This window comes from Hoskinsella mucinilytica (genome assembly GCF_045223415.1).
GTDB lineage: Bacteria > Bacillota_I > Bacilli_A > Erysipelotrichales > Erysipelotrichaceae > Hoskinsella > Hoskinsella mucinilytica.
Window position 1 is genome coordinate 55,144 of sequence record NZ_JBEQZJ010000013.1, and the last position, 26,458, is coordinate 81,601.

22 protein-coding genes and 1 pseudogene are annotated in these 26,458 nt (G+C 35.4%); 12 read left to right on the forward strand and 11 right to left on the reverse strand.

Features of this window, described 5'->3' with window-relative positions:
* Positions 1–99: 99 nt before the first annotated feature.
* Entirely contained in the window at positions 100–2,646 is a 2,547-nt protein-coding gene (locus UGRO018_RS06220) for a YhgE/Pip family protein (protein WP_416325604.1), read from the reverse strand.
* Between the two features lie 361 nt (positions 2,647–3,007).
* Here UGRO018_RS06220 and UGRO018_RS06225 point away from each other — a divergent pair, with 361 nt between their 5' ends.
* Positions 3,008–3,865 carry an RNA polymerase sigma factor gene (locus tag UGRO018_RS06225; RefSeq protein ID WP_416325605.1) on the forward strand — a complete coding sequence of 286 codons (858 nt, stop codon included), beginning with the start codon at positions 3,008–3,010 and terminating at the stop codon, positions 3,863–3,865.
* A complete protein-coding gene (locus UGRO018_RS06230; RefSeq protein WP_416325606.1) occupies positions 3,862–4,554 on the forward strand; it encodes a DUF2461 domain-containing protein in 693 nt (230 codons plus the stop codon). Before UGRO018_RS06225 ends, UGRO018_RS06230 begins: the two co-directional genes overlap by 4 nt.
* Before the next feature lie 50 nt (positions 4,555–4,604).
* On the opposite strand, the gene UGRO018_RS06235 is transcribed toward UGRO018_RS06230, so the two are convergent.
* Positions 4,605–7,052, reverse strand: a complete 2,448-nt coding sequence (locus tag UGRO018_RS06235) for an LPXTG cell wall anchor domain-containing protein (protein ID WP_416325607.1) — start codon at positions 7,050–7,052, stop codon at positions 4,605–4,607.
* Positions 7,053–7,357: 305 nt separating this feature from the next.
* Here UGRO018_RS06235 and UGRO018_RS06240 point away from each other — a divergent pair, with 305 nt between their 5' ends.
* The gene (locus tag UGRO018_RS06240) at positions 7,358–8,599 is read left to right on the forward strand and encodes an RNA polymerase factor sigma-54 (RefSeq protein ID WP_416325608.1); all 1,242 of its coding nucleotides are present in this window, start codon (positions 7,358–7,360) and stop codon (positions 8,597–8,599) included.
* 10 nt (positions 8,600–8,609) lie between these two features.
* Here UGRO018_RS06240 and UGRO018_RS06245 read toward each other — a convergent pair whose 3' ends face one another.
* Positions 8,610–9,479: a LysR family transcriptional regulator gene (locus tag UGRO018_RS06245; protein WP_416325609.1), complete on the reverse strand. Its 870-nt coding sequence runs from the start codon at positions 9,477–9,479 to the stop codon at positions 8,610–8,612.
* 90 nt (positions 9,480–9,569) lie between these two features.
* Between UGRO018_RS06245 and lpdD the strand changes: the two genes are divergently transcribed.
* Genes lpdD through UGRO018_RS06265 form a run of 4 tightly spaced genes read left to right on the forward strand, consistent with a single transcriptional unit; the run spans position 9,570 to position 13,407 of the window.
* Entirely contained in the window at positions 9,570–9,908 is a 339-nt protein-coding gene (gene lpdD, locus UGRO018_RS06250; protein WP_416325610.1) for a prenylated flavin chaperone LpdD, read from the forward strand.
* Complete coding sequence (locus tag UGRO018_RS06255) at positions 9,905–11,371, forward strand: UbiD family decarboxylase (protein ID WP_416325611.1); 1,467 nt, start codon at positions 9,905–9,907, stop codon at positions 11,369–11,371. Before lpdD ends, UGRO018_RS06255 begins: the two co-directional genes overlap by 4 nt.
* The gene (locus tag UGRO018_RS06260; protein WP_416325612.1) at positions 11,350–11,931 is read left to right on the forward strand and encodes a UbiX family flavin prenyltransferase; all 582 of its coding nucleotides are present in this window, start codon (positions 11,350–11,352) and stop codon (positions 11,929–11,931) included. The genes UGRO018_RS06255 and UGRO018_RS06260 overlap by 22 nt, the downstream gene beginning before the upstream one ends.
* 15 nt (positions 11,932–11,946) lie before the next feature.
* The gene (locus UGRO018_RS06265) at positions 11,947–13,407 is read left to right on the forward strand and encodes a subtype B tannase (protein ID WP_416325613.1); all 1,461 of its coding nucleotides are present in this window, start codon (positions 11,947–11,949) and stop codon (positions 13,405–13,407) included.
* 71 nt (positions 13,408–13,478) lie between these two features.
* Here UGRO018_RS06265 and UGRO018_RS06270 read toward each other — a convergent pair whose 3' ends face one another.
* The 6 genes from UGRO018_RS06270 to UGRO018_RS06295 form a co-directional block, all read right to left on the reverse strand.
* Complete coding sequence (locus UGRO018_RS06270) at positions 13,479–14,321, reverse strand: Nif3-like dinuclear metal center hexameric protein (RefSeq protein ID WP_416325614.1); 843 nt, start codon at positions 14,319–14,321, stop codon at positions 13,479–13,481.
* Between the two features lie 88 nt (positions 14,322–14,409).
* Positions 14,410–14,835, reverse strand: a complete 426-nt coding sequence (locus UGRO018_RS06275; RefSeq protein WP_416325615.1) for a PTS sugar transporter subunit IIA — start codon at positions 14,833–14,835, stop codon at positions 14,410–14,412.
* A 70-nt stretch (positions 14,836–14,905) separates the two neighbouring features.
* Positions 14,906–15,706: a PTS system mannose/fructose/sorbose family transporter subunit IID gene (locus UGRO018_RS06280; RefSeq protein ID WP_416325616.1), complete on the reverse strand. Its 801-nt coding sequence runs from the start codon at positions 15,704–15,706 to the stop codon at positions 14,906–14,908.
* On the reverse strand, positions 15,699–16,460 hold the full coding sequence (locus tag UGRO018_RS06285; RefSeq protein WP_416325617.1) for a PTS mannose/fructose/sorbose/N-acetylgalactosamine transporter subunit IIC: 762 nt from the start codon (positions 16,458–16,460) through the stop codon (positions 15,699–15,701). The genes UGRO018_RS06280 and UGRO018_RS06285 overlap by 8 nt, the downstream gene beginning before the upstream one ends.
* Positions 16,461–16,475: 15 nt before the next feature.
* Entirely contained in the window at positions 16,476–16,967 is a 492-nt protein-coding gene (locus tag UGRO018_RS06290; RefSeq protein WP_416325618.1) for a PTS sugar transporter subunit IIB, read from the reverse strand.
* A gap of 161 nt (positions 16,968–17,128) precedes the next feature.
* Positions 17,129–19,858 (reverse strand): sigma 54-interacting transcriptional regulator, encoded by a 2,730-nt coding sequence (locus tag UGRO018_RS06295; protein WP_416325619.1) that lies wholly within the window; start codon positions 19,856–19,858, stop codon positions 17,129–17,131.
* 199 nt (positions 19,859–20,057) lie between these two features.
* On the opposite strand from UGRO018_RS06295, the gene UGRO018_RS06300 reads away from it, so the two are divergent.
* The 5 genes from UGRO018_RS06300 to UGRO018_RS06320 all read left to right on the forward strand — a co-directional run bounded on the left by UGRO018_RS06300 (position 20,058) and on the right by UGRO018_RS06320 (position 25,801).
* Complete coding sequence (locus tag UGRO018_RS06300; RefSeq protein ID WP_416325620.1) at positions 20,058–20,693, forward strand: HAD family hydrolase; 636 nt, start codon at positions 20,058–20,060, stop codon at positions 20,691–20,693.
* A 94-nt stretch (positions 20,694–20,787) separates the two neighbouring features.
* Complete coding sequence (locus tag UGRO018_RS06305) at positions 20,788–23,121, forward strand: ABC transporter permease (protein ID WP_416325621.1); 2,334 nt, start codon at positions 20,788–20,790, stop codon at positions 23,119–23,121.
* 12 nt (positions 23,122–23,133) lie between these two features.
* Positions 23,134–23,895, forward strand: a complete 762-nt coding sequence (locus UGRO018_RS06310; RefSeq protein WP_416325622.1) for an ABC transporter ATP-binding protein — start codon at positions 23,134–23,136, stop codon at positions 23,893–23,895.
* Positions 23,896–23,907: 12 nt separating this feature from the next.
* Positions 23,908–24,591: a response regulator transcription factor gene (locus tag UGRO018_RS06315; RefSeq protein ID WP_416325623.1), complete on the forward strand. Its 684-nt coding sequence runs from the start codon at positions 23,908–23,910 to the stop codon at positions 24,589–24,591.
* Positions 24,575–25,801, forward strand: coding sequence for a sensor histidine kinase (locus tag UGRO018_RS06320; protein ID WP_416325624.1), 1,227 nt, complete (start codon positions 24,575–24,577; stop codon positions 25,799–25,801). Before UGRO018_RS06315 ends, UGRO018_RS06320 begins: the two co-directional genes overlap by 17 nt.
* 126 nt (positions 25,802–25,927) lie before the next feature.
* Here the strand turns inward: UGRO018_RS06320 and UGRO018_RS06325 are convergent, their stop codons facing one another.
* Positions 25,928–26,140 (reverse strand): hypothetical protein, encoded by a 213-nt coding sequence (locus tag UGRO018_RS06325; RefSeq protein ID WP_416325625.1) that lies wholly within the window; start codon positions 26,138–26,140, stop codon positions 25,928–25,930.
* Positions 26,141–26,247: 107 nt separating this feature from the next.
* Positions 26,248–26,458, reverse strand: a pseudogene (locus UGRO018_RS06330) (hypothetical protein); the annotation flags it as partial.

Consider the following 26,458-nt stretch of genomic DNA (forward strand, 5'->3'; position numbering starts at 1 on the left):
TGGAACCAAGTATGATCGTTACCCATAAAGATAGACATCATCTTTGTGGGTATTTTCTATCATATAAAAGACAGTCAAATCAATGGCTGTCTATATCCTTTAATGAAATTTTGCTAATAACGTAGATTCATATTGTTCCTCACTGATACCGGCTTTCCAACGATAGAAAAGAATGGATAATAAGGAGAATACCAGAATCATACCAACAAATACCAGAATATCTTGGGTGATTGCTCCTCCACACGCAAGCGTATGACGGAATGCATCAACACTATAACTAAATGGCATAAATGGATGAATCATACGATAGAATGCTCCAGATGTTTCGATAGGATATGTCCCCGCTGCACCACCTAGTTGTAAAACCATAAATACCAATACGATAAAACTTCCGATCTTTCCACATGTGATACTGAAGAAAACGATCATGGACATAAATGCTGCCGCCACTAAAACCGCAAGAGCAAAGGTCATCCCTATTTGATATGGAGATAATCCATTAAACAGCATCAAGGCAGCAATCATGACTACCGCCATAAGTGTAGAAACGACATACATAACACCGGCCTTACTAGCCCATAATTTCAGTCCGGATCTTGTATGAATATTATTTTTCAACAGTGGATACATCAAAGTAAATGCCATACATGCTACATATAAACCTACAGACATCATATAGGGTGCCATTGCATGACCATTGTTCTCTACTGTACTAATCTCTTGATGATTTAATTGTATTGGATTAGCCAGCATATCTGTTGTGGAATCGCTCACTTTGATATCACTTTGTTTTGCGCCTTCTTGTAACGATGTTTGAAGTGTTGAGGTGCCATCGTTTAACTGAATCAATCCACTATATAATGTATCTGATCCTTGGGATAATTGATGAGCTCCTGATGCTAACTGAATGCTACCATCATTTAGTTGCTTTGCGCCGTTTAATAAGGTCGGATTGTTTTGTATTAACGTTGATGTTCCTTGATATAAATCATTGCTTCCTAAGGATAATTGTTGAATACCGTTAGCCAGGGAAGGCATCTGTTCATATAAATCATTCATTCCCTGTGCAAGTTGTGCTGAGCCTTGCGTTAAAGTTGAACTGTTTTCATCTATACTTGTGACTCCGTTAGATAACGCAGTTACACCATCAGTATAGGCTTTCACTCCATTTGTAAGACCTTGAGATCCATTGAACCCTTCCTCCATTAATTTCAAAGAATCTTGTAGGCTTGTCACTCCTTGAATCAAGCCCATGGAATCTATGGTTGTGCCTTGCTTATCGAGATTCTGTTTGACGGCTTGAAGCCCTTCACTTAGACCTTGAAGCATTTCTTGATTTCCTTGAATCAACGCTTGCATATCATCGCTACTTGTCATCAATTTTTCTAATGATTGAGATAATGCGCTATAGTTTTGTTGGGTCTGATTCATATCAGTTATCATTTCTTCTAACTGTGTTGCTGTTACGTTATCAGTAGTACTATCTTTGATGTTCGTTAATGCAGCAATGACGCTTTGCTGCTGTTCACTTGCTTGATCAATTACCTTTTTTAACGTTTCTGCGTCTGTTTTTAAATTTGACATCATGACGATACTTTGTTGATTGCCTTTTTGAAGTGTTTCTAAAGTAGGTGCGTTACTTGTTAAGTTTTCACCAATGGTATCGGACATTGTTTCCATACCCTTTTTGATTACTTCACTACCTTGATACATATCATGATTCCCTTGTGATAGTTGGGTTACACCATGAAGCAATACCGCATTTTGCGATATCAATTGTTTACTGCTATCATCCAATAATTTGACAGCTTGCATGTAGCTAGATACACCATAGGATACATCATTACTACCTTTTTTTAACTGAGCGACACCATTCACCAAAGTACCTGAATGTTCTTGTAAAGAAGCAATACCATCCTTTAATTTACCTGCTCCTTGATCAATGGCTTCACTGCCTTTTGTATATTCCGATAACCCTTTTTCTAATGTTTCCGTACCATTTTCAAAGGTCAATGTACTACTTGCGAGGGTCTTTAAATTGTCACTTATTTGTTTACTTCCATCTTGTGCTGAATAGGCACCATCTTTTAACTGTGCACTGCCATCACTTGCATCTTTTAAACCATTGCTTAAGTCTTTAACTGTAGAAAACAAGGTATCCGCATAAGTTTTCGTCACAGATTCTGACACGCTTTCCTTGATTTTCGCCATTGCTGAATCATCCATCTTTGTCGCAATATAATTGGTACCAGGATTTGTTTGATATTCCAATTTCATTTTTTGCGGATGTGCTTCTAATAATGTCGTCGCATTTTTAGAAAAATCAGAAGGAATGGAAATGATCATATAATAACTTCCATCCTCTAATCCTTTTCTAGCGGTGCTATCATCTACAAATGAAAATTTCATTGATTCATTCTCTTTCAGATTTTTTACAAGCTCATTTCCAACATCCAATGTTGTGCCATGATACTCCACTGCTTGATCTTGATTTACTACCGCAACCGGAATATCTCCTGTATTTCCATAAGGATCCCACATGGAACCAAGAAAGATACCGGCATATAGCATTGGAATCGCTATAATCGCCACCAAAACGACTTTTAACCATGTGCTATGTAGCACACTCTTCCATTCTTCTTTCATTGTAAACCTTCCTTCTTTCGTAATGCATTCATTATAATCTTGATACAGACATTCTCAATAAACAAAAACAGGCATTTGTCTAAGTATCCGCTTCCATCATCAATGTATGTATCAAAACTGAATTTGGTACAATTTTCTATCATGATCATACTTTAGCAATGGCAAGAAAAAATGGATATCGCCTATGTCGATTCACCAGGATGATTTATTCATATCATACTTATCAATCACTTGTAATCATATGGTTTGATATATCTTCCTCTTTTTCTTTCTTGTATGATAAAATTTAGATAGAAATATTGAATAACTTTGTCACAATACGTAAATAGAATCGTCTAATTTATAGAAGGGAGGATTTATTATGAATCCAATACAACAAAATGAATTGGTGGTTTCCGCCACAAATGGAAACAAAGAAGCATTACAAGCAATTTTAGAAGAAATACAAGATCTTGTTTTCAATCTTTCACTGAGAATGCTTGGTAATACTGCAGATGCTCAAGATGCATCACAAGATATTTTGATTAAAATCATTACCAGACTGGATAGTTTCTCACAAAAATCCAGCTTTCAGACATGGGTATATCGTATTGCTGTCAATTATTTGATCGATTATAAGAAATCCATGTTTGCACAACATCCTTTAAACTTTGAGTTTTATGCCGCAGATACACAATCCGGTTTTATGTCTTATACTCCGGATATGATGATGGGAAAAAGTGAAGATGAATTGGCATGGGAGCTACGTATGTCTTGTACCAACGTGATGTTACAATGTTTTGATCCTGAAACTAGATGTATTTTTATATTAGGAACGATGTTTCATTTAGACAGTACCATTGCAGGTGAAATCTTTGATATTACCCCTGCTACATATCGACAAAAACTTTCCAGAGCAAGAAAGAAAATGGCTGATTTTCTAAGTGTGAATTGTGGTCTTACAGAAACCGGATGTTGTAACTGTAAAAAGCGTATAGGTAATGCTTTGATTCAACATCGTCTTGATCCTACGCATATGGAGTATCAACGCTTAGATCCATTGGATCATTCACTGCTTCAAGAAACAACAGAGCATATGGTGGAAATCGACAAGATGGTTCCCGTCTTTGAAGATCTACCTAACTATCATTCTCCTATCGCAGTGAAAGAATTTATCACAGGTTTATTAAATTCGAATGATATGAAAGCCATACAACAATATAAGGAGAAGATATCATGACTTCAATCGATACACAAAAAATCATAGCTTTTCTATCAGCACTATCTAAAAACAATCAGCGAGAATGGTTTCACGAACATAAAAAAGAAAGAATGGATGTGAATGAAGAATTTGAAAGTTTGGTTCAAGAGTTTATGATCGGCATTGGTTCTTTTGATGATTCCGTGTTAGGTTTTCAACCAAAACAGTTGACCTTTTCTATGGTAAGAGATACTCGTTTCTCACATGACAAATCACCGTATCGTCCTGCATTACGTGCACATATTTCTTCCAAAGGTAAACTTCCCATACCGGTTGGATATTTTTTATCCATAGAACCAAATGGAAATACCATGCTAGGTGGTGGATTATTCGCAGACATGTTTAAAGATGCAACGACTATGATAAGAGATTATATCGTTGATCATGGAGATGAGTTTCATCAAATCGTAACCGATCCATCTTTTACGGAATATTTTACGTTATTAGGAACGAAACTGAAAAAGGTACCTAAGGGTTATGATCCTGAACATCCTTATGGTGAATATTTAAAATATAAAAGCTGGTTTGTAGAATTTCATCTTCCTGATGATGCTGTAACAGATAGTACGCAGTTTATAAAAACAGGTCTTTTATTATTTGAACGAATGAAACCCTTCAATGATTTTTTAAATAAGGCTTTGGTTGACTTTGAAATGCCAAAAAGATGACATTATTTTAAAATAGGAAAGAGAGCTAAACCATAGCTCTCTTTTTACGTTTATTGATTTCTTATTTTCTTTCTCATCAACATAATACCACATCCGCTACTTAATAACAGTCCGAGGAATAGCATCATTTGTGTAGTATCACCAGTAGATGGACTTGTCATATCATCCTGATGATCATTTGAGTCATCATTAGGTGTTGTATCCTGTGGCTCTTTATCAACTTTGACCAACGCATGATATGCTGCATTTAAATCATTTACCAATTGATCTACTTCTTCTTGTGTCACAGTATCTGAAGTTAGCATCGTTTTTGCTTGTTCATACAAGCTCGCAAATGCTTCATAACTTTGTGCTGTATAATCTTCTTTTACAATATTCTGATAGCGTGTTACTAGATCTTCTAATTCAGATTTGTCAACAACGATCGTTTTTTCTATTACATTGATTGCGACAGCACCTTGATCATGCGTATCAGTATAGTTCTTTGCTTTCGCATAAACAACAAAATAGTTTCCGGTTTCATTTTCTCCGATCGTTAACACACCATTTTCAGAAATTTTGGTATTCTGATCCGTTGTATCTCCGACGATAGACCATATAACATCTGTTTCTCCAGCATCCGCAGTAAATTGTTGAGATGCACCTTTTTCTACTTTTACGGTAAAATGAGATCCTTCAGGTTGTACATCGATACCGGTCCATCCTTTATTCCAACGAGAACTTAAGCCTTCATACCAAGGCCAAGATTCATGTGTTGCCCATCCATTTGTATTTGGAAGCACATAACCATCTTCACACACTAAACCACTTGTATCTGTTGGATTTATTAATTTACCACCGCTATATTTCTTTGTAAAGGTCAATGTCTGATTACCAACCTGTTTTACAGCGCTACTTCCCGGTCTGGATGTAATATAAACAGTATTGTTTATTACTTGAATATTGTAATCTTCTACACCATTACCATCGAAACTTGTCGCTTTATCCAAATCTTCTACTAAGATACCATTGCCATTTGTATCTTGTCCATAATAATAAACGATACCCTGATCTTCGTAGGTTAATACATAACTACAAGAGGAAACGATCTGTGATGCATCATTTAGATTGCTTAATCCATAAAAACTATAGGCAGTAACTGTACCATCTTTGGTTTCTCCACCACCGCCTTGTTGTGTTTCATGTACATACACACTTGCGATATCATAGATTTTTTCGCTAGATGCAGAAGAAGCATTGACGCTGATTTTCATCTGAGTATATACAGGTGTATTAGGCAAATACAACAACGTAACTGCAATCTGTGTTTCACTTGCAGAAGTATTGATTTCAAATTCATCTTCATTTAACGTAAATACATCACCATAAGAATTTGTTAAAACGATAGAAATATCCTGTTTTTTCAAATCTGATGCGTTGGTGCCTTCTGGCCATGTGATATAAAAATCATCAGCTAAGTCATCACATAAGATAGGTTGATTTCCATCACCGATCCAAGTCCATACAGGTTCACTTTCTTGAGGAACACTCATACCTCTTTGTGATAAAGAGATCATTTCAGCTTCAACATTCATACCATTCTTGAATGTCATTCCTGCCAATCCAACAAAATCCTGTCCATAGATTTGAACATGTCCCTGAAATTCTTTGCTAGGAAGTGGCAATCCACAATAAGTAACACCTTCTAACATAAAATGAAAGCGATATAGACCACTACCATCTCCTCCAAGGCAACTCCATTCTCTACCACTATTGGTATCTTTTAAATCATAAACTGAACGATCGATTTCTAAATCGCCTGCTTGTAATGCATAGGTTGTCTGTCCATCGATCCAAGGGTTTACTAATGATGTTGCTTGGAATATATATTCATTCACATAATATCCATCACCTTCCATAAGGCGAATGGTTGCATTGTTGCTATCTATTTGATCATTATCCAACCCTTCCATATCTAAGGATATGGTTGCACTGGTATCTCCATAGTCAACTACTTCTTTTAACGCTTCTTTCAATGTACTCTTACTATAAGTATATGCACTTCCGAAAATATGACTTTCTATTGTCATGTGCGGAACGACATATTCTCCGATTTTAATACATGTTGCATCAGTATTTAACGCATCATTATCCGGTTTTATATAGAGATCGTAATCATCACTGGCATTTGTATACTTTGTAATTTTTGAAGCATCCACTGCAATCGTTATTACCTTATCATTCTTACTTTGAATGACAGCAATATCTTCACTACCAGAAAATGCTTCACTACCATCGCTATTTTTCATCCAATTACTTACATCATCACCAATGGATACCTTCCATGAGGTTTCTGCTTTTACATCAAATTGATACATCATTGTCTTTGAAATGTTGATTTCCTCAGTTTCTAATTCAATTTGATCTAATGTTTGATCTTGCTGTTCTACTGCATGAATACCCTGAACAGAGGAAAGACACATCATCAATGCCAAAGTTAGTATTCCTGTTTTTCGCATACCTTTTTTCTCCTTCTCACTCAAGTTGCAGATAACTTTTGTAAATTTTTTCTCCTTTCTTTTTTCTTATCTGCACGATTTCTTCCCATACCTTTACACTAGCAAAGTCTATGCCAATTTCGTTCATCCGATAAATATCGCATATTCTGAAACCCGAAAGACACTAAGCGTATGATAAATGAACAGTACGTATCACCATCCATATATAGTGTCGTAAAACGTTAAAATGTAAGGGCTTGTAATTATTGTTTCTATGGTGTTAGAATAAGAACACATCCCGTTATATGGAGAAAGGAGAGGTTATTATGAAGCAAACCATTCTTCCGAAATTAGACTTGTCTTTAAAACAGTCCTTGCATGCTTCCAATGTTAAGTCATTACAAATCTTAAGCTGTAGCAATGATGAATTGCGAGTTTTTTTAAATGAAACAGTTCATCAAAACCCTTTTCTTCATTATCATTCAAAAGATGTGATAGATTCTGATGCATTTTTATCTTATGCACAGGAAGGTCCATCCCTTTATGATGAAATCATGAGACAGGCAGAAACAAGCAAATATCAAATAGATCAAAAAGTCTGTGAATATTTGATCTTTCAATTAGATTCAAATGGTTATTTCCAAACTGATTTATCTACCCTAATAAAGCAATCTCCCTTCACGAAAGAACAAATCAAGCGTCATCTGATCATTCTTCGATCGTTTGAGCCACATGGTCTTTTCGCCTTCTCATTAAAACAATGCTTGAAAATTCAATGTCATTATTCATCTGAACCAGCTAGTGAAACTGCAATATTATTATGTGAACATCTAGAAGAACTTGCCCTTCATCATTATGAATCTATTATGGATGCTTGTGATATCACGCTAGATGAATTGGAAGAAGGCTATGATTTCATAAAAACATTACATCCAAAACCCGGTGCGAATTATCAGAAGAATACTAGCTATATGCAACCAGAGTTTAAAGTTGAAGTGATAGATGATCATATTCATATCCAACATCTATTCGATGATCTTGCATTATCTTTTCAATCCTTAGAGGACGATTATCAAAGAAGCGAGGTAAGTGAATATTTAAAAAAACAACGCCAACAAGCGCTTGAAATCATGAGTAGTATCAAAAGACGAAATATGACATTGCTTTTGATCATGCAATATATCTGTGAAATTCAAAAGGATTTCTTTCTTCATCAAGGCTCTTTACATCATTTAACATTAGAGATGATTGCGAAAAATTGTGGATTTCATATATCAACGATCTCTCGTGCATTAGCTAATAAATCCTTTGAATTTCATCAACGATATTATAGTCTTTCTTCTATGTTAAGTCATGGTGGGTATCAAGATCACAGTATCAAAGCCATCCAAGAAGAAATTAAATCTATCATTGAACACGAGGACAAAAACAAGCCATATAGTGATGAACGTATTCGTTTATTGCTTCAAGAGAAAAATATCCATATCTCACGTAGAGCAGTAACCAAATATAGAGAAAATTGTTTTATATACAATTCATCAAAAAGAAAACAATCAAAAAAGACCTAGTCGGTCTTTTTTAAATACGAAGCTTATCCACAAAATTACGTACACTACTTTTATGAAGCGCTGATGGTTTTACATATAAATAAATATGACTAAGAATTGGCCCTTGAATCGATAACACTTTCAAGCCTTCTAATTGATACATTTGTAGAGATTGTTCCATAGCAAGAACGATTCCTTCCTTTTTTCTTGCGGCCGCAAGCAAGGTATGCATTCTTCCATATCTTTTGATGATTGGTTGAAATCCCGCTTCTTGACAGACCTGTTCTGTTAATTTTCTAATCATCGTATAGCGAGGATATAATAGTAACGGCTCTTGTTGAAGATCAGATAAACTGATTGTTTCCTTTTTACAAAGGGGATGAGTATTTGGCAATACTGCGACCAATCTATCTTCACTTATGGGAAACTTTTTAAATTTTTGTAGTTCCTTTATATCGCCTCTCAGAATATAAATATCATTTTCATCCTGTTCCAGCATATAATCAAGATCACGCTCTTCCATTTCTATCACTTGTAGATTCAAATTTTTATGTTCTTTTTGAAATTCCTCGATTCTATTACTTAGATCATATTGGGAAAAGATTGGTAACATTGCGATTTTTAACTCTGCATCTACTCCCTGTTTTTGTTCCTGAAGTTTCTTTATCATTTGTTCCTGTATTTGTAATAGCTTCTTTGCATGTTCATAGACAATTTCGCCATAGTACGTTAACGTAATCTGTCGTTTAGAACGATCAAAGAGCTGTACATCTAATTCTGCTTCCAGCTTCATGATCTGTTTGGATAAGGATGATTGTGAAACATGAAGAAATAAAGCCGCTTCGGAAAACGTCTTTTTTTCTACAATGATACGAAATTCATATAGCTGTTCTATATTCATAATCACCTATTCCATCCTAGAATACATTATATCATAACTTGAATTGCTTCTGTTTGCTTTTCTAAATTAAAATAAAAGCAGGAGGTCATTATGAGAACATATCATATCAATAGAACCATCATCCCTATGGGAAAGGATCATGTCATCTTGGTTTCTGGAGGACAGGCACATATCGGTACACAAGTATGTGCCATACCATATTTCAATCATGATCAATGGCATGTTACCTTACATATATGGAATCAAATAGCACACCGTGATGATGAGGTTGCCAAACGCTATGCATCAGCATTGGCATTACATACTCATCACACTGCAATCTGTGTTTGCGGTATTCATTATGATGATATTCAAAAAGATGAAATTAATGAAATACTAACATGGTGTGATCAAGATATTGAACAAATGAAAAAGGAGGTTTGTATATGAGTGTACAATATGATTTACGTTATGCTTTACAGCGATTGAGCCAACAAGAAAATGAATTGATAGATAGTGATACACTAACGAATCCTGATAGTGAATTAGCCGGAGTTTATCGTTATATCGGTGCAGGTGGTACTTTAAAACGTCCGACAAAGACCGGTCCTGCTATGATGTTTACCAATATCAAGGGCTATCCTGACGCAAAAGTTTTGATAGGTCTATTGGCCAAAAGAGAGCGTACTGCCTTTCTTCTGGATACCACCAGTGAAAATCTAGCGAAAACATTAAATCAAGCATTTATCGATCAGTTACAACCAATCGTAGTAGAAAAAGGAAAGTGTCAAGAAGTGATCCATACAAGTGATGATCCTGATTTTGACATTAGAAAGATCATTCCTGCAATAAAAACGACCCAAGAGGACGCAGGTCCTTATATCACGATGGGATTATGCTATGCAAGTGATCCGGACACTAAGGAAAGTGATGTAACGATTCATCGCCTTTGTTTACAAAGTAAAGATGAGATGACCATGTTCTTTACTCCCGGAGTTCGTCATTTGGATGTATTTCGTAAAAAAGCAGAGGAGATGGGACGTCCTTTGCCTATTTCTATTAGCATCGGTGTGGATCCGGCCATTGAAGTTGCTGCTTGTTTTGAACCACCAACGACACCACTTGGCTTTAATGAGCTCTGTATTGCCGGAGGCATTCGTAAACAACCGGTAGAAATGTGTCATTGTAAAACAATCGATGAGTATTGTATCGCTAACAGTGAATATGTAATAGAAGGAGAATTGATACCGGGAAAACGTCTTCCTGAGGATCTACATAGTGGATTAAAAAAAGCGATGCCAGAATTTCCTGGATATACCGGTGAAGCAAATTCTGAATTACCTGTCATTCATGTAAAAGCGATTACACATCGTAAAGATCCTATCATGCGGGTATGTATCGGACCTAGCGAAGAACATGTAAATCTGGCAGGTATCCCAACAGAAGCAAGTATTCTCAGCATGTGTGAAAGAGCCATGCCCGGAAAAGTTAAAAATGTATATTGTGCACCATGTGGTGGTGGAAAGTATGTTGCGATCATGCAATTTTGTAAACGAGTACCAAGTGATGAAGGAAGGCAACGACAAGCTGCATTGATTGCCTTTACTGCATTTAGCGAGTTGAAACATGTTTATCTTGTGGATGAAGATGTAGACATCTTTGATATGAATGATGTCATGTGGGCAATGACGACAAGATTTCAGTCAGATGTGGATTGTATCTCTATTCCAGGAGTACGCTGTCATCCACTTGATCCATCCAATGATCCTGATTATGATCCTTCTATTCGTCATCATGGCATTGCATGTAAGACCATCTTCGACTGTACGGTTCCATATGAACAAAAACATCGCTTTCAACGCTCAGTATTTAAAGAAGTGGATGTGACACGATGGCTGAAAGAAAACGACTGATCATTGGCGTTAGCGGTGCCAGCGGCTCTTCTTTAGCCTATCATTTGATGCAAACCTTATCAAAAAACAATCTTGTAGAAACTTATCTCATCATGACGAATAGTGCCAAAAGAACATGGGAGCTTGAAATGCAACAACCTTTACATGCGATGATCGATCTTGCAGATCATGTGATCGATAATCAAGATATTGCCGCATGTTGTGCAAGTGGGAGTTTTCCTATCGATGGTATGATCATCGTTCCTTGTAGTATGAAAACAATTGCAGGAATATGCTGTGGCTATAGTGATACGTTACTTTTACGAGCTGCGGATGTTGCCATCAAAGAAAAACGCAAATTGGTGTTGTGTTTTAGAGAGAATCCGCTTAGTACCATTCATTTTCATAATCTAGCTTCTTTATCATCCATTCAAAATGTATATCTTATGCCTATGATGATGACCTATTATCATCAACCGCAAAGCATTGAAGATATGGAAGCTTCACTGATTGGAAAGATGTTAGATGTTTTTGATATCACATATGAAAAATATCAAAGATGGATGTATGAAACGATATAGATAGGAGCTTAACATATGGAAATTGACTTAAAGTTTCACCCCGAACGTTTTGAACGAAAGACGTGTATGATCCAACAACAACAAATTACTTATCGTGCTTATATGGATATACCCTATTGCAAATATCCGAAAGATCCCATACAGACGATGAATATCTTTGTGCCAAAACAAAATCGTTTATATGATGATCACACTGCTCCGATTTTATTCGTCAATCAAGTAGGAGGCTATCTTCCAGGACCTGCCGCTATACCACAATTAGATCATAGAGGTTATGGAAATATCGTATTCCATGCCTTACATCATGGTTATGTAGTCGTAAGTCCAGGTGTACGTGGAAGAACTTCAGGAAAAATCAGTGATGAATTCTTTGAAGGCAGTTCTACACAGAAGTTAACAACAATTAATGGTCGCATGGTTGGTCGTGCCCCTGCATGTATTGTTGATCTAAAAGCAGCCATACGCTATTTACGATATAATAAAGCAATGATTCCCGGTGATGTCGAACATATCATCACAACCGGAATCAGTGCAGGAGGAGCATTATCGGCATTGCTAGGGACCTCCGGTAACCAACAAGACTATATACCATATTTAGAAGAAATCGGTGCCGCAGATGAACGTGATGATGTATTTGCATCAAACTGTTATTGTCCCATCCATAATTTAGAACATGCGGACTCTGCCTATGAATGGATGTTTTCAGATTTACATGATTTTCATAGAACCAAACATGTAAAAACAGATCATGGTATCGTACGTGTCCCTTTCACCGGATGTATGAGTGAAAAACAGATTATGATATCAAAGCAATTAAAAGATAGGTTCCCTTATTATATCAATCAGCTAAATTTAAAAGATCTTGATGGTAATATCCTTAGCTTAAAGGAAGATGGTACAGGTTCTTTTCTTACTTATCTCAAATCTTATCTGATACGATCAGCACAGAAAGAATTACATCATCATGCATGTATCAATCAATATCCATGGCTGGCTGTGAAAGACAGCGAGATAGAAAAACAGCATTATATCAAAAGCCAACAAGGAATCATTCTTGATATTGATTGGGATGCCTATATAAAGAAAATCTCTAGAATGAAAGCAGCTCCGGCTTTTGATGCTTTGGATTTGAGCAGTCCAGAAAATGAAGAATTCGGTGATGAAAAAATAGATAAAAAACATTTCACCATGTTTTCTTATACAAATAGTGAAAATAACGGTATACTGGCTGATGAGAAGATCATCAAGATGATGAATCCATTGTCTTATATCAATGCTTCAGGATGCACACAACATTGGCGCATTCGCCACGGTGCATTTGATCGTGATACTTCAATTGCCATTCCTGTAATCTTAGGAACCTTATTAAGAAACAATGGATATGAAGTAGATTTACAATTACCTTGGGGACTTCCACATTGTGGGGATTATGATCTTGATGAATTCTTTCAATGGATCGATGATATCATAAAATAAAAGATATTCGGTATGATTGAATATCTTTTTTTATCATAGAGAAAAGCCAGATTTCTCTGGCTTTCTCTTACTTACTTTGTGATATATTCATACATATCGCCTGATTGAATATAACTACAAGGGATATTTTCTTTGATTGCATCATGGATATAAGTAGTCATATACTCCATACCCGGCTCTTCTGCATTAAAGTGACCCAAAGCGATGATTGCTTTATCATATCCTGCCATACAGGAATCACGTATGTATTCACTCACCGTATAATCGATAAGCTCTAACGTAATCAATAAATCAATATTCTCTTGATCTACCTTTGTGATCAAATCATTATCTCCATGACCAAGTACATGTGCACATATATAAACATTTTTTATGTTCGCATCTAAGTTGCCGATGATCTTCATTCCATTTAAATGAAATTGATCCAACATGTTTGACGCAATTTCTCTAACTGTAAGATTAGGTAATTGAAACAATAGAGGTGCTTCATCAGTTGTTGCTAAATAAGATTCCCATCCCAACATTTTCATAAAACCATAAAATATACCGTCTTTATAAGTACCATCTTCCATTGGAATTCCACTATGAATATAATCATGATCACGCCAAACAACGATTCCTGTTTCCTCTAACAACTTCTTTTTTTCTTGAAATGTGCGGTTGTTTTGTTGTTCAAGCCAATCGACATGGTCTCCATGATTCCAAAATAGAGCTTCATGACATATGATCAAATTGGCATTTCTTTCTTTGGCTTGACGAATAACATCTATCGTTGCCCAACATGTAGTTACGATACCGGTACATTCTATTTCTGCATTTCCATATAATATCTTATCTCTGGTTGTTTCCTCTTGAATACAATCGCCGCCTTTATGATAAGCTTTTATCCTATCAATGACTTCCTTGATTTTCACATTATCACATCCTTATCTTTATTGTACTTCATGATTTGTATATTGCGAATCTCTTTATGGAAAAAAACAGGAAATCCTGTTTTTTTCATTATTCATCCTCTTCATCGGTTTCTACTTGAACCTGATTCACATAAATCACTTGCTGTTTACAATCTTCCACAATATCAGCAATCATGTTACTTGTGATTTCAATATCCTGTGGCAGTAATATTAGGCTCATCGCAAGTGCTAAATTCATACCAGTGATGATATGAGTCTTATCGCTGAGATAAGGAATGAATTTCTGATTCACACTGCCTCCTAGCATATCTGTCAAAACGATTACTTCATCTTCCTTAGAAAAAGATGCAAATAATTGTTCCACTTGATCACTGATATCGGTTTCCTTATCATCTACGTAAGCATTGATATCATAAATCTGATTCGCTGCTGATGAGTAGTTATTTAAAAACTGTACCGTGTCCTTTAATCCAAATGCCAGTTTATGGTGTGAGGCAAAAATATATCTTCTCATACTTCGATCTCCATTCTGTTTCCTTTATTCGATATGAGTTCAGCACAAGATCTCTGCTGATCTGATATCATTATACTCCTAAAATACCTGAAGCAGCACCTAGCCAAGATAATACAATGATTCCTAAAATGATCTTCGTTAAACTTACTCGTTTTTTGATTAATTTATATACGATGATGGTTGCTACAATTGGTAGAATTGATGGGAAAATTCCATCCAAAATACCTTCTTGTACACCCATAGATACATCATTGAAAGAGAAGGTCAATGCTGTCTTAATGACAACAGTTGTTGGAATCAATGCGCCTACAACCGTCAAACCAAGTACAGAAGCAGCTTCTGTGAAAGCTGCAAGCTTATCACTTAGTGTGGTAATGATCTTTGTTCCTAAGGTATAACCTGTATTCCACCAAAAGATCTTTCCAAAGAAGATGACTAAGTTCGCACATACATATAATACAAGACCGATTGGATTTCCTTCCTGTCCCATATAAGCGGCGATGGAACCAAAGATCGTTGGAATCAATGCCCACATTACCGTATCACCGATACCGGAAATAGGACCCATCAAACTAACCTTTAAGTCCTGTACTGCATCTAATGCATCCAACCCTTCTTTGTCTTCCATTGCAAGGGTTGCGCCAAGCAAGAAAGGACAAACCGGCGGTGTTGCATTGAAATATTTAAACTGATTCTTCAATGATTTAATATAATCTTCATCATTTGGATAAATTTTTCTCAAAGCTTTCATTTCAGAATACACAACAGTTGGTGCCATCTGTGTACCATAATTAAAGGTAGATGGACCTAATAACCAACGTCTACCACATTGGCGTAAATCTTTTTTTGTTAATACCGGCTGTCTACTCATCTTCTAATCCTCCTGCAACTACCATCTCTTTATTTGCTGCTGATTTGTATTTTTCAAATGCCCATGCTCCACCTACCATAGCAACTGGAATGATACCTAAGCCAGCAAAGGTTGCCAGCATAAAGCCTACCATAATACATCCGAAATATTTAGATGCAGGCATATAATTTAATAGCATTCCCATACCTATAACAGGAAGGGCTGCTCCGGCAATGGATAGTCCTGTTGTGAACCAAGCAGGCATAGATTCTAGAATGAAATTAACTGCATCTACCCCAAGTGCACATGCGACAAAGGTAGGGATTGCACCACATAATCCAATCAAAACAGGTGAAATCAGAATCACAGTACTCATAGCTTTAAATTTACCCTGTTCACATAAGCTCTCTGCTTTTCTTGCGATAAAACCATTTAATATCTTGGCAATGACATCAAACTGTACATAAAGCATTGCTACAGCAGTACCGATAGTAATACCAACTTCTAAAGGCTGACCTGTCGCAATAGATAATGCAGTACCGATGATTGCCGCAATACCATAATTAGGAACACTTGCTCCACCGATTGCAGCAACACCAAGTGACATCAACTGACAAGATGCCCCTATATATAAACCTGTTTGAAAATCCCCAAGCAATAAGCCCGTTAAAGCTCCCCAGATAATATGATTTGCGGCCACCACCTGTGTTCCAAAGGAATCAAAGGCTTGTAGAAAAGCGATGATGGTAACCAAAACAACTTGAATTGCACTCATTTTATTTCCTCCTCGTTATGATTCAATATCAATAAATTTACTTAATGGTTCTTCTTTATCTCTTGGCACATATTGAACAACGATCGTTGTTCCTGATTTGCTAATATCACGATAAACTTCTTTTTCACATGCTCTTACATAGGCACGGTTACTGACTTTTACAGCATCCTCTTCTTCAGGTGTCGTTGTTCCACCAACTACCAAATGATGGACAGGCTCTCCACCCTCAATTAAATTTCTTATGATTCTTGGATCTGCTGTAATTACAAACACCTTTTGCCCATCATATTTATGGATTGAAAAATTATGATAAGCTGTTTCCTCGTTGATAATAGATAATGCTGTACCTGGTGGCTTGCTCATCTGCATACCACTTTTTAATACAGGATCATTGGCGATATGATCATCAATTACCATCACACGCTGTGGCGCAATTGTCGGAGTCCATTGACTAGCGACAATCCCATGTAACAATCTGTTATCGATTCTTGCTGAAATGATACTCATAAGTTCCTCCTTTTCTCTGGTATGTTCTTAATTACCAGCTACACCTTTCTTCTAGCAAAGTCCATGCCAACTTTTAAAACCTTTTATTTATCGTCTTATTTCATCTTCACCGACACTCTCTTAATTGAAGTGAACACTAACGATCAAAAATGAGTGCTATTTTATTGGATATTACTAATATAGATATCTATGTATTCTATCTCTTCAATCGGAAGCTTTACCTTATAATACTTTTCAACATTACTGAATGCATGTTTGATACAAGCAACAAATTGTTGAAAACGTTCCTCACAATCTTCTACTTTCTTACAATACTCATCCGCACCATCATGGGTAACCAATCGCTCGATCAAACAACAAACATGGACATAAAGACCAAAACAAACATTGTAACTAAACGTTCGATTCATTTCTCTTTGTAGTCGATCGATCGCATCAGCTACATGTTCCAACAATTTGGCCGGATTTAAAATAGTTAGATTACCGATGATATTGGATAACGAGAAATTCTTTAAAATATTTTTACGGAACTCTTCCATGTCATCTGCATTGATCAATTCTTGAAAATGCGCTGTCAACACCTCAAAAGAATCATTCATGATCAACTCTTCTACAGGGATAAATCGGATATGTTCGATATTAGGATTTAACGTTCCAACGATACATATTACCTCATAATGATCAAAATAATCATCTTCTAATTTATTTTGTAATAAGGTCGAATAATCATAAGTTAAAACCTTAACCGGAATACTTTTAGGAAGAGAATCTTCTAAGATATCCTTTAACTTCTCTGCTGTTCCAATACCAGTAGCACAAGAACAAAGAATCACTTTTTCTTTCTCTTCTCGTTCAATGATTTTGAAACTAGATTCACTATAACTTTGACATTCATCAAAGATATCTCTTACTCTACGATTTTGTTTCAATCCTTCACCAACCATCAATGCCAATTTTGTATTTACATGATTAGCTATCGCAATATTCACATCATATTGATTCGTCAATCCTGTATAAATATCCTCTAAAGAACCCATATCTACAAGCAAGATCAAATCATGAAATTTCCCTCGCTTTTTTAGAAAGTCATTTAACTTCTCCAAGATAGCCTCAGTACTCATATCCAAAGGCATATCTATTGCATCAAATATATATTGGTCTAATAATTGATTCACTGCATTTGCCATGGAGCTTGCTGTCGCATAACCATGAGATAAAATAACAGCAATATGGCGATTGATATCCTTATCCCCATGATAAATGTGCATTATCAAAGTAAAACAAGCCATGATAAACGATTGTATTTCTATATCCAACTGAACTTTTAATACTTCCATGATTTCCTTAACGATGGCATATTCTCTCACAAATTTATTCTCAATGATCTTCACAAAGTTCTCACACTCTTCATCATACGTATCTAAAAAATCTTGTATATCCATATGTGAAGCCGCACAATCCTTAATTAGCAAAGACATAGCATAAATTTCATTTGTTTGAAATGTTAGTCCATATGGTTCACTTACCATCGTAACAATGGTCTTCATTGCATTAATGATAAACGTACTTCTGGTACTTTGCATATGATTTCCATCAAATAAATACGTATTGATATAATTCTCTACGCTCATGGTACTATCTTCCATAAACTTTTCCATTAGAATATGATGATTTTGTAACTCTTTTAAATGATTCAAAAGCTTATGAAATAACTGAATCAACGGCATATCTTGAGAAGCGTGTTTCGTTAAGCTTTCTAGTCTTAATAATTGATGTGAATCAAATAAGATACTATTACGATCAACTCTAAAATTCGATATAATGCTCTCAGGAAGATTCAAGGTATGTATTTCTAATTTATCTTGTTCTCTATTATGAAACAAAGCATTCATACAAGCGGTCTGTACAACATTAAATACTTCTCCTATATTCCCATGATATTGCGCATTTAAAAGAGCATGATATGCTGTATTGCTAATACAAATCTCTTTTTTCATCTTTTTAGATTCTTGATGAAATGCCTCTGCAATAATGGAAGATTTTTCTTTTCTTCCTCGCTCTTCCAAAGAAGGAATATGAATACGTACAGGAATTCTACGTAACAATGTTTTTAATAAAGCCTGTTCAGGATCCTGTGTTGTCGCAAAAATCAAACGTACATCACTGTGATAGACATGTTCATTATCTCCTAGTTTACGATAATTTCCATGATCCATAAATAACAATAACTTTTCCTGGCATTCCGGCTTTAAGCAATGTACCTCATCTAGAAATAACATCCCTTTATCTGCTGCTTCGATCATACCGACTTGATCACTATCAGCTCCCGTAAATGCCCCTTTTTTATAACCAAACAAATTAGCTGTGATAAGCTCTGGATTATTCGCATACTCACTACAATTGACATGAATATAATTTGCCTCTTTATCCAAAACTCCCTGATTGATGCCATATTCATACATCACATCTACGATCGTGCTTTTTCCTGTACCGGTTGGCCCATATAATAAGGTAGGCAATCCAAAAGGCGGATACATCAAACTAGCTTTACATTTATCAACAATTTCTCTTAAAGACCCCTCTTGTCCGATTAATTTTTGAAAATCATGACGATCATTTGTATGAATCAATACTTTTAATTCTTCCAGTGAAGTCAGCATTGCTGGACAATGATCAATAGAATACAGTTCCATAAGCGTTTCTCTATCAAGGAATATGACTGGTCTTGTATTGATTTTAATAAAGGTTCCGTCACTATAAAACTCATTTAAATGCTGAGATATCCAGTTTCTACTTAATCCTAACTGTTTTCCTAGATCCATAGCATTATTCATTTGATATGTTCCTGCTAGAGTATGCTCTTTGATCAATGCTAATAGTTTCTCTTTCATTCCATCCTCCTTATAATCTTTACAGTCTAACTCATCTTTATAGTAACGAACTATGCTACCATATAGCAATTCAAAATCACTTTCGCAATATTCCAAAATGGAATACTATTACATGATACGATCAACATGATTTTCTTTTCCCTTGTAAATTGATAACATTCCCGTATAATGAACATATAAGCATACATGGAGGCCTATTATGAAACAATATCAAGCTATTTTATATGATTTAGATGGAACTGTTTTAAATACCTTGGATATGAATATGATTCCCTTAATGAAAATCATAGAAGAAGAAACCAAAGAACATTGGACTTATGAAGAAGTTTTAAAATTCGCATCTTATCCCGGCATGAAAGTTATGGAAGAATTAGGCATAAACAATAAGGAAGAAACCTATGCCAGATGGGTACGATATGTTAATGAATATGAAGCTGGCGCAACTTTATATGATGGCTTTGAACAAGTTTTTGAGGCATTGGATCAGCATATGATTCAAGCTGTTGTTTCTGCGAAAACGATAGAACAATATCAAATTGATTTTGTGAGCAAGGGACTTGATCGATATATGAAAACAGCAGTTTTAGCAAATGATACGCAAAAGCATAAGCCAGATCCTGAACCATTACTTGAATGTCTCAAACGATTACAGGTCGAAGCTAAAGACGCAATCTATATCGGAGATGCCTTATCTGATTATCTAGCTGCACAGAATGCGAACATTGATTTCGGTTACGCAACATGGGGAAGTGTATCAAAGGATGGAATCGATCATCCTGATTTGATAATCCATCGTCCTTTGGAATTATTACAACTACTAGATCATAAAAAGTAAACCAAAAGGTTTGCTTTTTTAAATCATCGTGTTGACTTTAAGATTTCTTTATAATTGATTCTGTATACTGATATCGTGAAAGAGGTGAACCTATATGCTATGGCGAATACTTAAAAACGATTTAAGAAACGGATGGATGAGTAATCTTGTGATGATCATTTTCTTATCTGTTTCCACAATGCTGGCATGCGCAAGCATATCCTTAATTTATTCTTCAACCAACCAGATATCCTATTTTATGAATGATATGGGGAATACAGCGGATATGAATTTCTCTATGATGAACTTCACGAAACAAGGTGAACAGGACATCCATACATTTATGAAGGAAAAAGGCATCGATGAATATCAATTAGAACATGATATCAATTTACCATTGTCAGTGATGCGATTCAATGATACCCCGGATTTAGAAAGCTCTGGATGCTTTGCGACAACATTACCTGATACGTTTAATCTACTTTATGATGAATTCAATCAGATCCCTAACATACAAAAAGGTGAGGTAGGAATACCTTTATCCATAAAAAACCAGCTTGATCTAAAGCTAGGTGATACTTTTGATATCCAATATGATCAAAAAACATATCACTATACAATCAGTTGCTTCTTAAGAGATCCTTTATATGGATCAGAGATGATGGGACAAAAACGCATTCTATTACATCCGAATGATTTTGAAGTATTATACAACGTTACACAAGCAAAAGATCATGCGGCAGTACTTTCCGTCAACAATAGCAAGCAAACAGAGAATTTAGAATATGATATGCAACACCAAGGACTACCTAATTATATTTTAGTCACAAAAGAAACCGCAATGTTATCCTTCATGGGAGTCGGCATGGGAACCAGTGCCTTATTGCTCATGAGCGGCATCATTCTATTATGTATGTCTTTTTTCATCATTCGGTTTACCATCCTATCTCAAATCGAACAGCATTATACAGAAATCGGTATTATGAAAGCGATCGGTTTCAAGCATTCGCAAATCAAGCCGCTCTATCTTTGTAAATATATCAGTATTACGTTACTGGGTTCTATCATCGGCTTTCTTTGTTCGATTCCTATGGCTGATTTTCTTGAAGAAATGCAAGGTGGTGTGGTACCCGCAATACCCAATCATAATGGAACATTATTATCGATTTCTGTTATCTTTATGATACTAGCTATGGTATATGGCGTAACAACGATGGTCTTAAGAAGATTGAAAAAACAAAGCACTATGGAAGCTATACGTAAAGGTAATAAGGGAGAAACCTTTCAAACACATACCATCTTATCCCTTGAAAAACGTAGCTTTTTAAGTGTTCCATCCTATTTGGCATGCAACGAACTGTTATCTAATGTGAAACACTCCATTATGATGATACTGATTTATGCCTTCTGTATGTGGTTAGTATTAGTCCCTTTAACATTAAAAGATTCTTTTCAAAACGATGCCTTTCTTCAGATATTAAAAGTTTCAGCAGCGGATCTGTATTCCCAACAAAATAGTGGCATTCGTATCAGTTCTCTTCAAAAACAAAAAGAAGAACTTCAAAAAGATTTAGAACGATATGATCCTGATGTCAAAGTTGAAATGGAAACACTAAGTAGTGCATCGTTACATGAACAAGGCGTGAATTCCTCTGTCTTTCTTATGAAACGTGCTGATTTAGAAACAATGGAATTCAATAAAGGAAAAGCTCCCCTATTAGATAATGAAATCGCCATTTCCGGTGTATTGGCGAATCGTTATCATAAAACCATCGGAGATACCATTCAGTTATCCTATGAAGAAACCAAGAGAGATTATATCATTACCGGTATTTACAGTAGTATGATGAATCTTGGAAATAACATATTGGCAGGTGATCAAAATTATGACTATGCCTATACCGGATATCTCATTGTCCAGTTTTCAGGTGATGAGGCCACACGCCAAACAACAAAAGAGCTTGTGCAAAACAATTATCATGATATGAAACTAATTGATAGCTTAGATATGATGAAATCCTTTAGTGGTGATATGCCTCACCAAATTGAATTGTTATGTAATCTTATCATAGGGATCATCTTCTTTATTTTATTTTTTCTTACTATCCTATTCTCAAAGCTTCATATGATACGCATGAAAACCTCCATTGCCTTACTACAAAGCCTTGGTTATCAAAAGCGTCCTATTCGAAAATGGATGATGGTAAAATGTATGCTTCAAGCCATATCAGCTGCAGTGATCGGTATTTTGTTTCATACGATATTTACATCCCGTATGCTTAGCATATACTTTCAATCAACCGGCCTTGGAGATTTAAAACTAACAAGCGATTATCTTCATACGTATTTGATCTATCCTATCCTATATATACTAATCGTCATCATCGCTCAAGCAATCGTTAATCGCACGATATCTACTTCTCATATAGAAGATTTAAATGAAGAATAAGGAGAAAATTATATGGAAACAATCATCGAAGTAAACCAATTATGTAAATCTTATATCGTAAACAAAAAACAAAATCATGTCCTTCGAAATGTAGATCTAAACATTCAAAAAGGAGAATTCATCGCAATCATGGGACCAAGTGGCAGTGGTAAATCGACACTTCTATATACCATCAGCGGAATGGATAGCATCTCTTCCGGTACCGTTTTATTTGACCATAAAGAAATCCAACAGTATAATGAAACCGAAATGGCTGAATTGAGATTGAGTGAGATGGGATTTATTTTTCAACAAATGCATTTATTGAATAATCTAAACGTATATGATAACGTCATTCTTCCCGCTTATATGGCGAAAAAAGAAAAGCGAAAAGATATCAATAGTTATGCCAATGAATTATTTCAAAAATTCATGATTACGTCAATTGCGCACAACAGTATACAAGAAGTCAGTGGTGGAGAGCTTCAAAGAGCTTGTATCGCAAGAGCAATGATCAATCATCCAAAGATTTTGTTTGCGGATGAACCAACAGGAGCACTAAACAGTTCCAGTGCAAAAGATGTTATGGATATGTTTATAAAGGTTCACGCAACTGGTACAACCATTCTTTTGGTAACTCATGATGTAAAGATTGCATCTTATGCCGATCGTATTTGTTATATCAATGATGGAAAGATTGAAAGTGATCTGGTTATCAAAACTTTACAAAATCAAAATCAGCTCATGGATCGGGAAAAGAAAGTGTATAACTGGCTGATGGAAAAAGGCTGGTAGAGGTGTTATTCAATGATTGATATACTAATTGTAGAGGATCATATAGAATTAAAAGAAGTGATCGAACGATTATTAAGAAAGGAAGGCTATCATGTTGTTAGCGTCACAAATGGGAGTGACGCTCTTTCCATATTAAGGAAGGAAAATGTTCGTTTACTATTGGTCGATATCATGTTACCTGACATGGATGGCTTTCATATTTGTGAAGAAACAAGAAAAAGCGGAAACCTTCCGATCATGATCATGAGTGCACGAACTCAAACAAGTGATAAGATCTTAGGCTACGACCTAGGTGCAGATGATTATGTGGAAAAACCTTTCCCAATGGCTCTATTGCTCGCTAAAATCAAAGCCTTATTAAGACGTGGATATGATATGAAAGAAGAGCTTCGATGCCTTGTAGATGGATCACTTACGGTTGACCTCATCAAACGTACTGTACGAATCCATAATAACTTGATTTCCTTATCCGTGAAAGAATATGAGCTGTTGGTATTATTGATGAAGCATCGTCATACCACCTTAAATAAAGAGTATATCTTTTCCATGATATGGACCGATGCGTCTGAAAGTGAATTATCCACTCTTACCACTCATATCAATACGCTTCGTGAAAAAATAGAAAAGGACCCCAGACATCCTCAACGTATCATAACAGTCTGGGGGATCGGTTATCGTTATGAAGGCTTGGAATAAACGATTTGCTGTTTGTATATGCTTTCTTTTGATAATGATGGGATATACAAATTTCATCTTGGATCGTATACAAAAAGAAACATGGTCTAATGATCAACTCATCGATATCAATCGTATGTATCAAATGCTTCAACAAGGTACAAGTATAGATAAATTCAATCAAGATACGATAGAAATCAAGTTAATAGATCAAAAGGATCTAGATTTAAATATTTATCTTAATCAATCTAAAAAACGTACTGTATTATTGCCCGTAAACAATCATCAATTTTATCAATTTACCTATGAAATCAAACGCATCCCTTCATCCTTTATCTGGTCCATCAATATCATCTTTTTATTACTATTGCTACTATTATGCTTTGTATTTTTCTATATTAGAAACCAAATCATTCTCCCCTTCCACCAAATGGAAGAGATGGCGGAAGCATTAAAAAACAGAAATTATACCTTTGAGCTCCCTGAACAAAAAAGTCGATATTTCGGTAAATTTGTTTGGGCCATTGATTTATTGAAAGAAGAGCTTCGATATCATGAAGAAAAAGAATTGCAATTGATGAAAGAAAAGAAAACAATGATTGCCTCATTATCACATGATATCAAAACACCATTGGCTAATATTCGATTATACACTGATGCTTTAAAAGAACACTTATATACCGAACAACAAATCGAAGAACGTATTTATGAGCATTGTGATAAGATCGATCAATATATCAAAGATATCATAAACACCAGTCAAGAAGATTTATTTGACTTCAATGTAACAATGCAAGAAGTGTATTTACATGATGTTTTCGATATCTTAAACAAAGTCAAAGAACGTATGGAACTTGCTCGTATTTCCTATGAGCAACACCTTTGTAAGGATGGATTGATTTATACAGATCTTCCCAGATTGACAGAGGTGATTCATAATGTGATCGATAATGCGATAAAATATGGAGATGGTAAGTGGATCCATGTCTTGTTTTACGAAGAAGATCATCGTCATATTCTAAAAATCACAAACTCTGGAATGCCAATCGATGTCAAGGATACCAATGCTATTTTTCAAAGCTTTTATCGGGGATCCAATGTTGAACATCAAAAAGGAAATGGTTTGGGATTATATATTTGTAAACAGCTTATGAAACAAATGGATGGGGATATTTTTTTAACACAAGAGAATGATTGTGTCAGCTTTCATTTAGTATTAGGCACAGTATAGACGGCTAGATCAAAACTTCTATATTTATTTAAAGGGAGAAACTCCCTTTTTCTATATCAAGCAGAAAAGCACAGACTCTTTAACTAAGTCCATGCTTTTTCATCGTTCATGATTATTCTAAACATCTCATTTACCAAGTAACTCCAATATCTGAGGCCTTAAGCTTTCCTCTACTTCTAGTAAATCTAGAGCATCATCAATACTCATAGGCTTCATCTTCATGATTGCTTTTACACTATAAAGAATACCTTTTCTTTCGCCTATAGCAATTCCTTCTTCTAAAATCCCTTGACTCAAATTACACATATTCTCAACCTTCTCATCTAATGTCTGTGTCATCTTTACTCCATATTTTTTTCAGCTACCAATTGATTATTCAAATCTAGTAGACCATATTCATATAACTTTATACATTATTTATACAAGAAGGCACTGAAATCAGTGCTTTAACAAACTAGCTTTTTTTCATTGAGCAACTCTAATATCTGAGGTCTTAAGCTTTTCTCTACTTCTAGTAAATCTAGAGCATCATCAACACTCATAGGCTTCATCTTCATGATTGCTTTTACACTATAAAGAATTCCTTCAAGAATACCTTCTTTTTTTCCAATAAGAATTCCTTCTTCTAAGATTCCTTGACTTAAATTACACATTCTT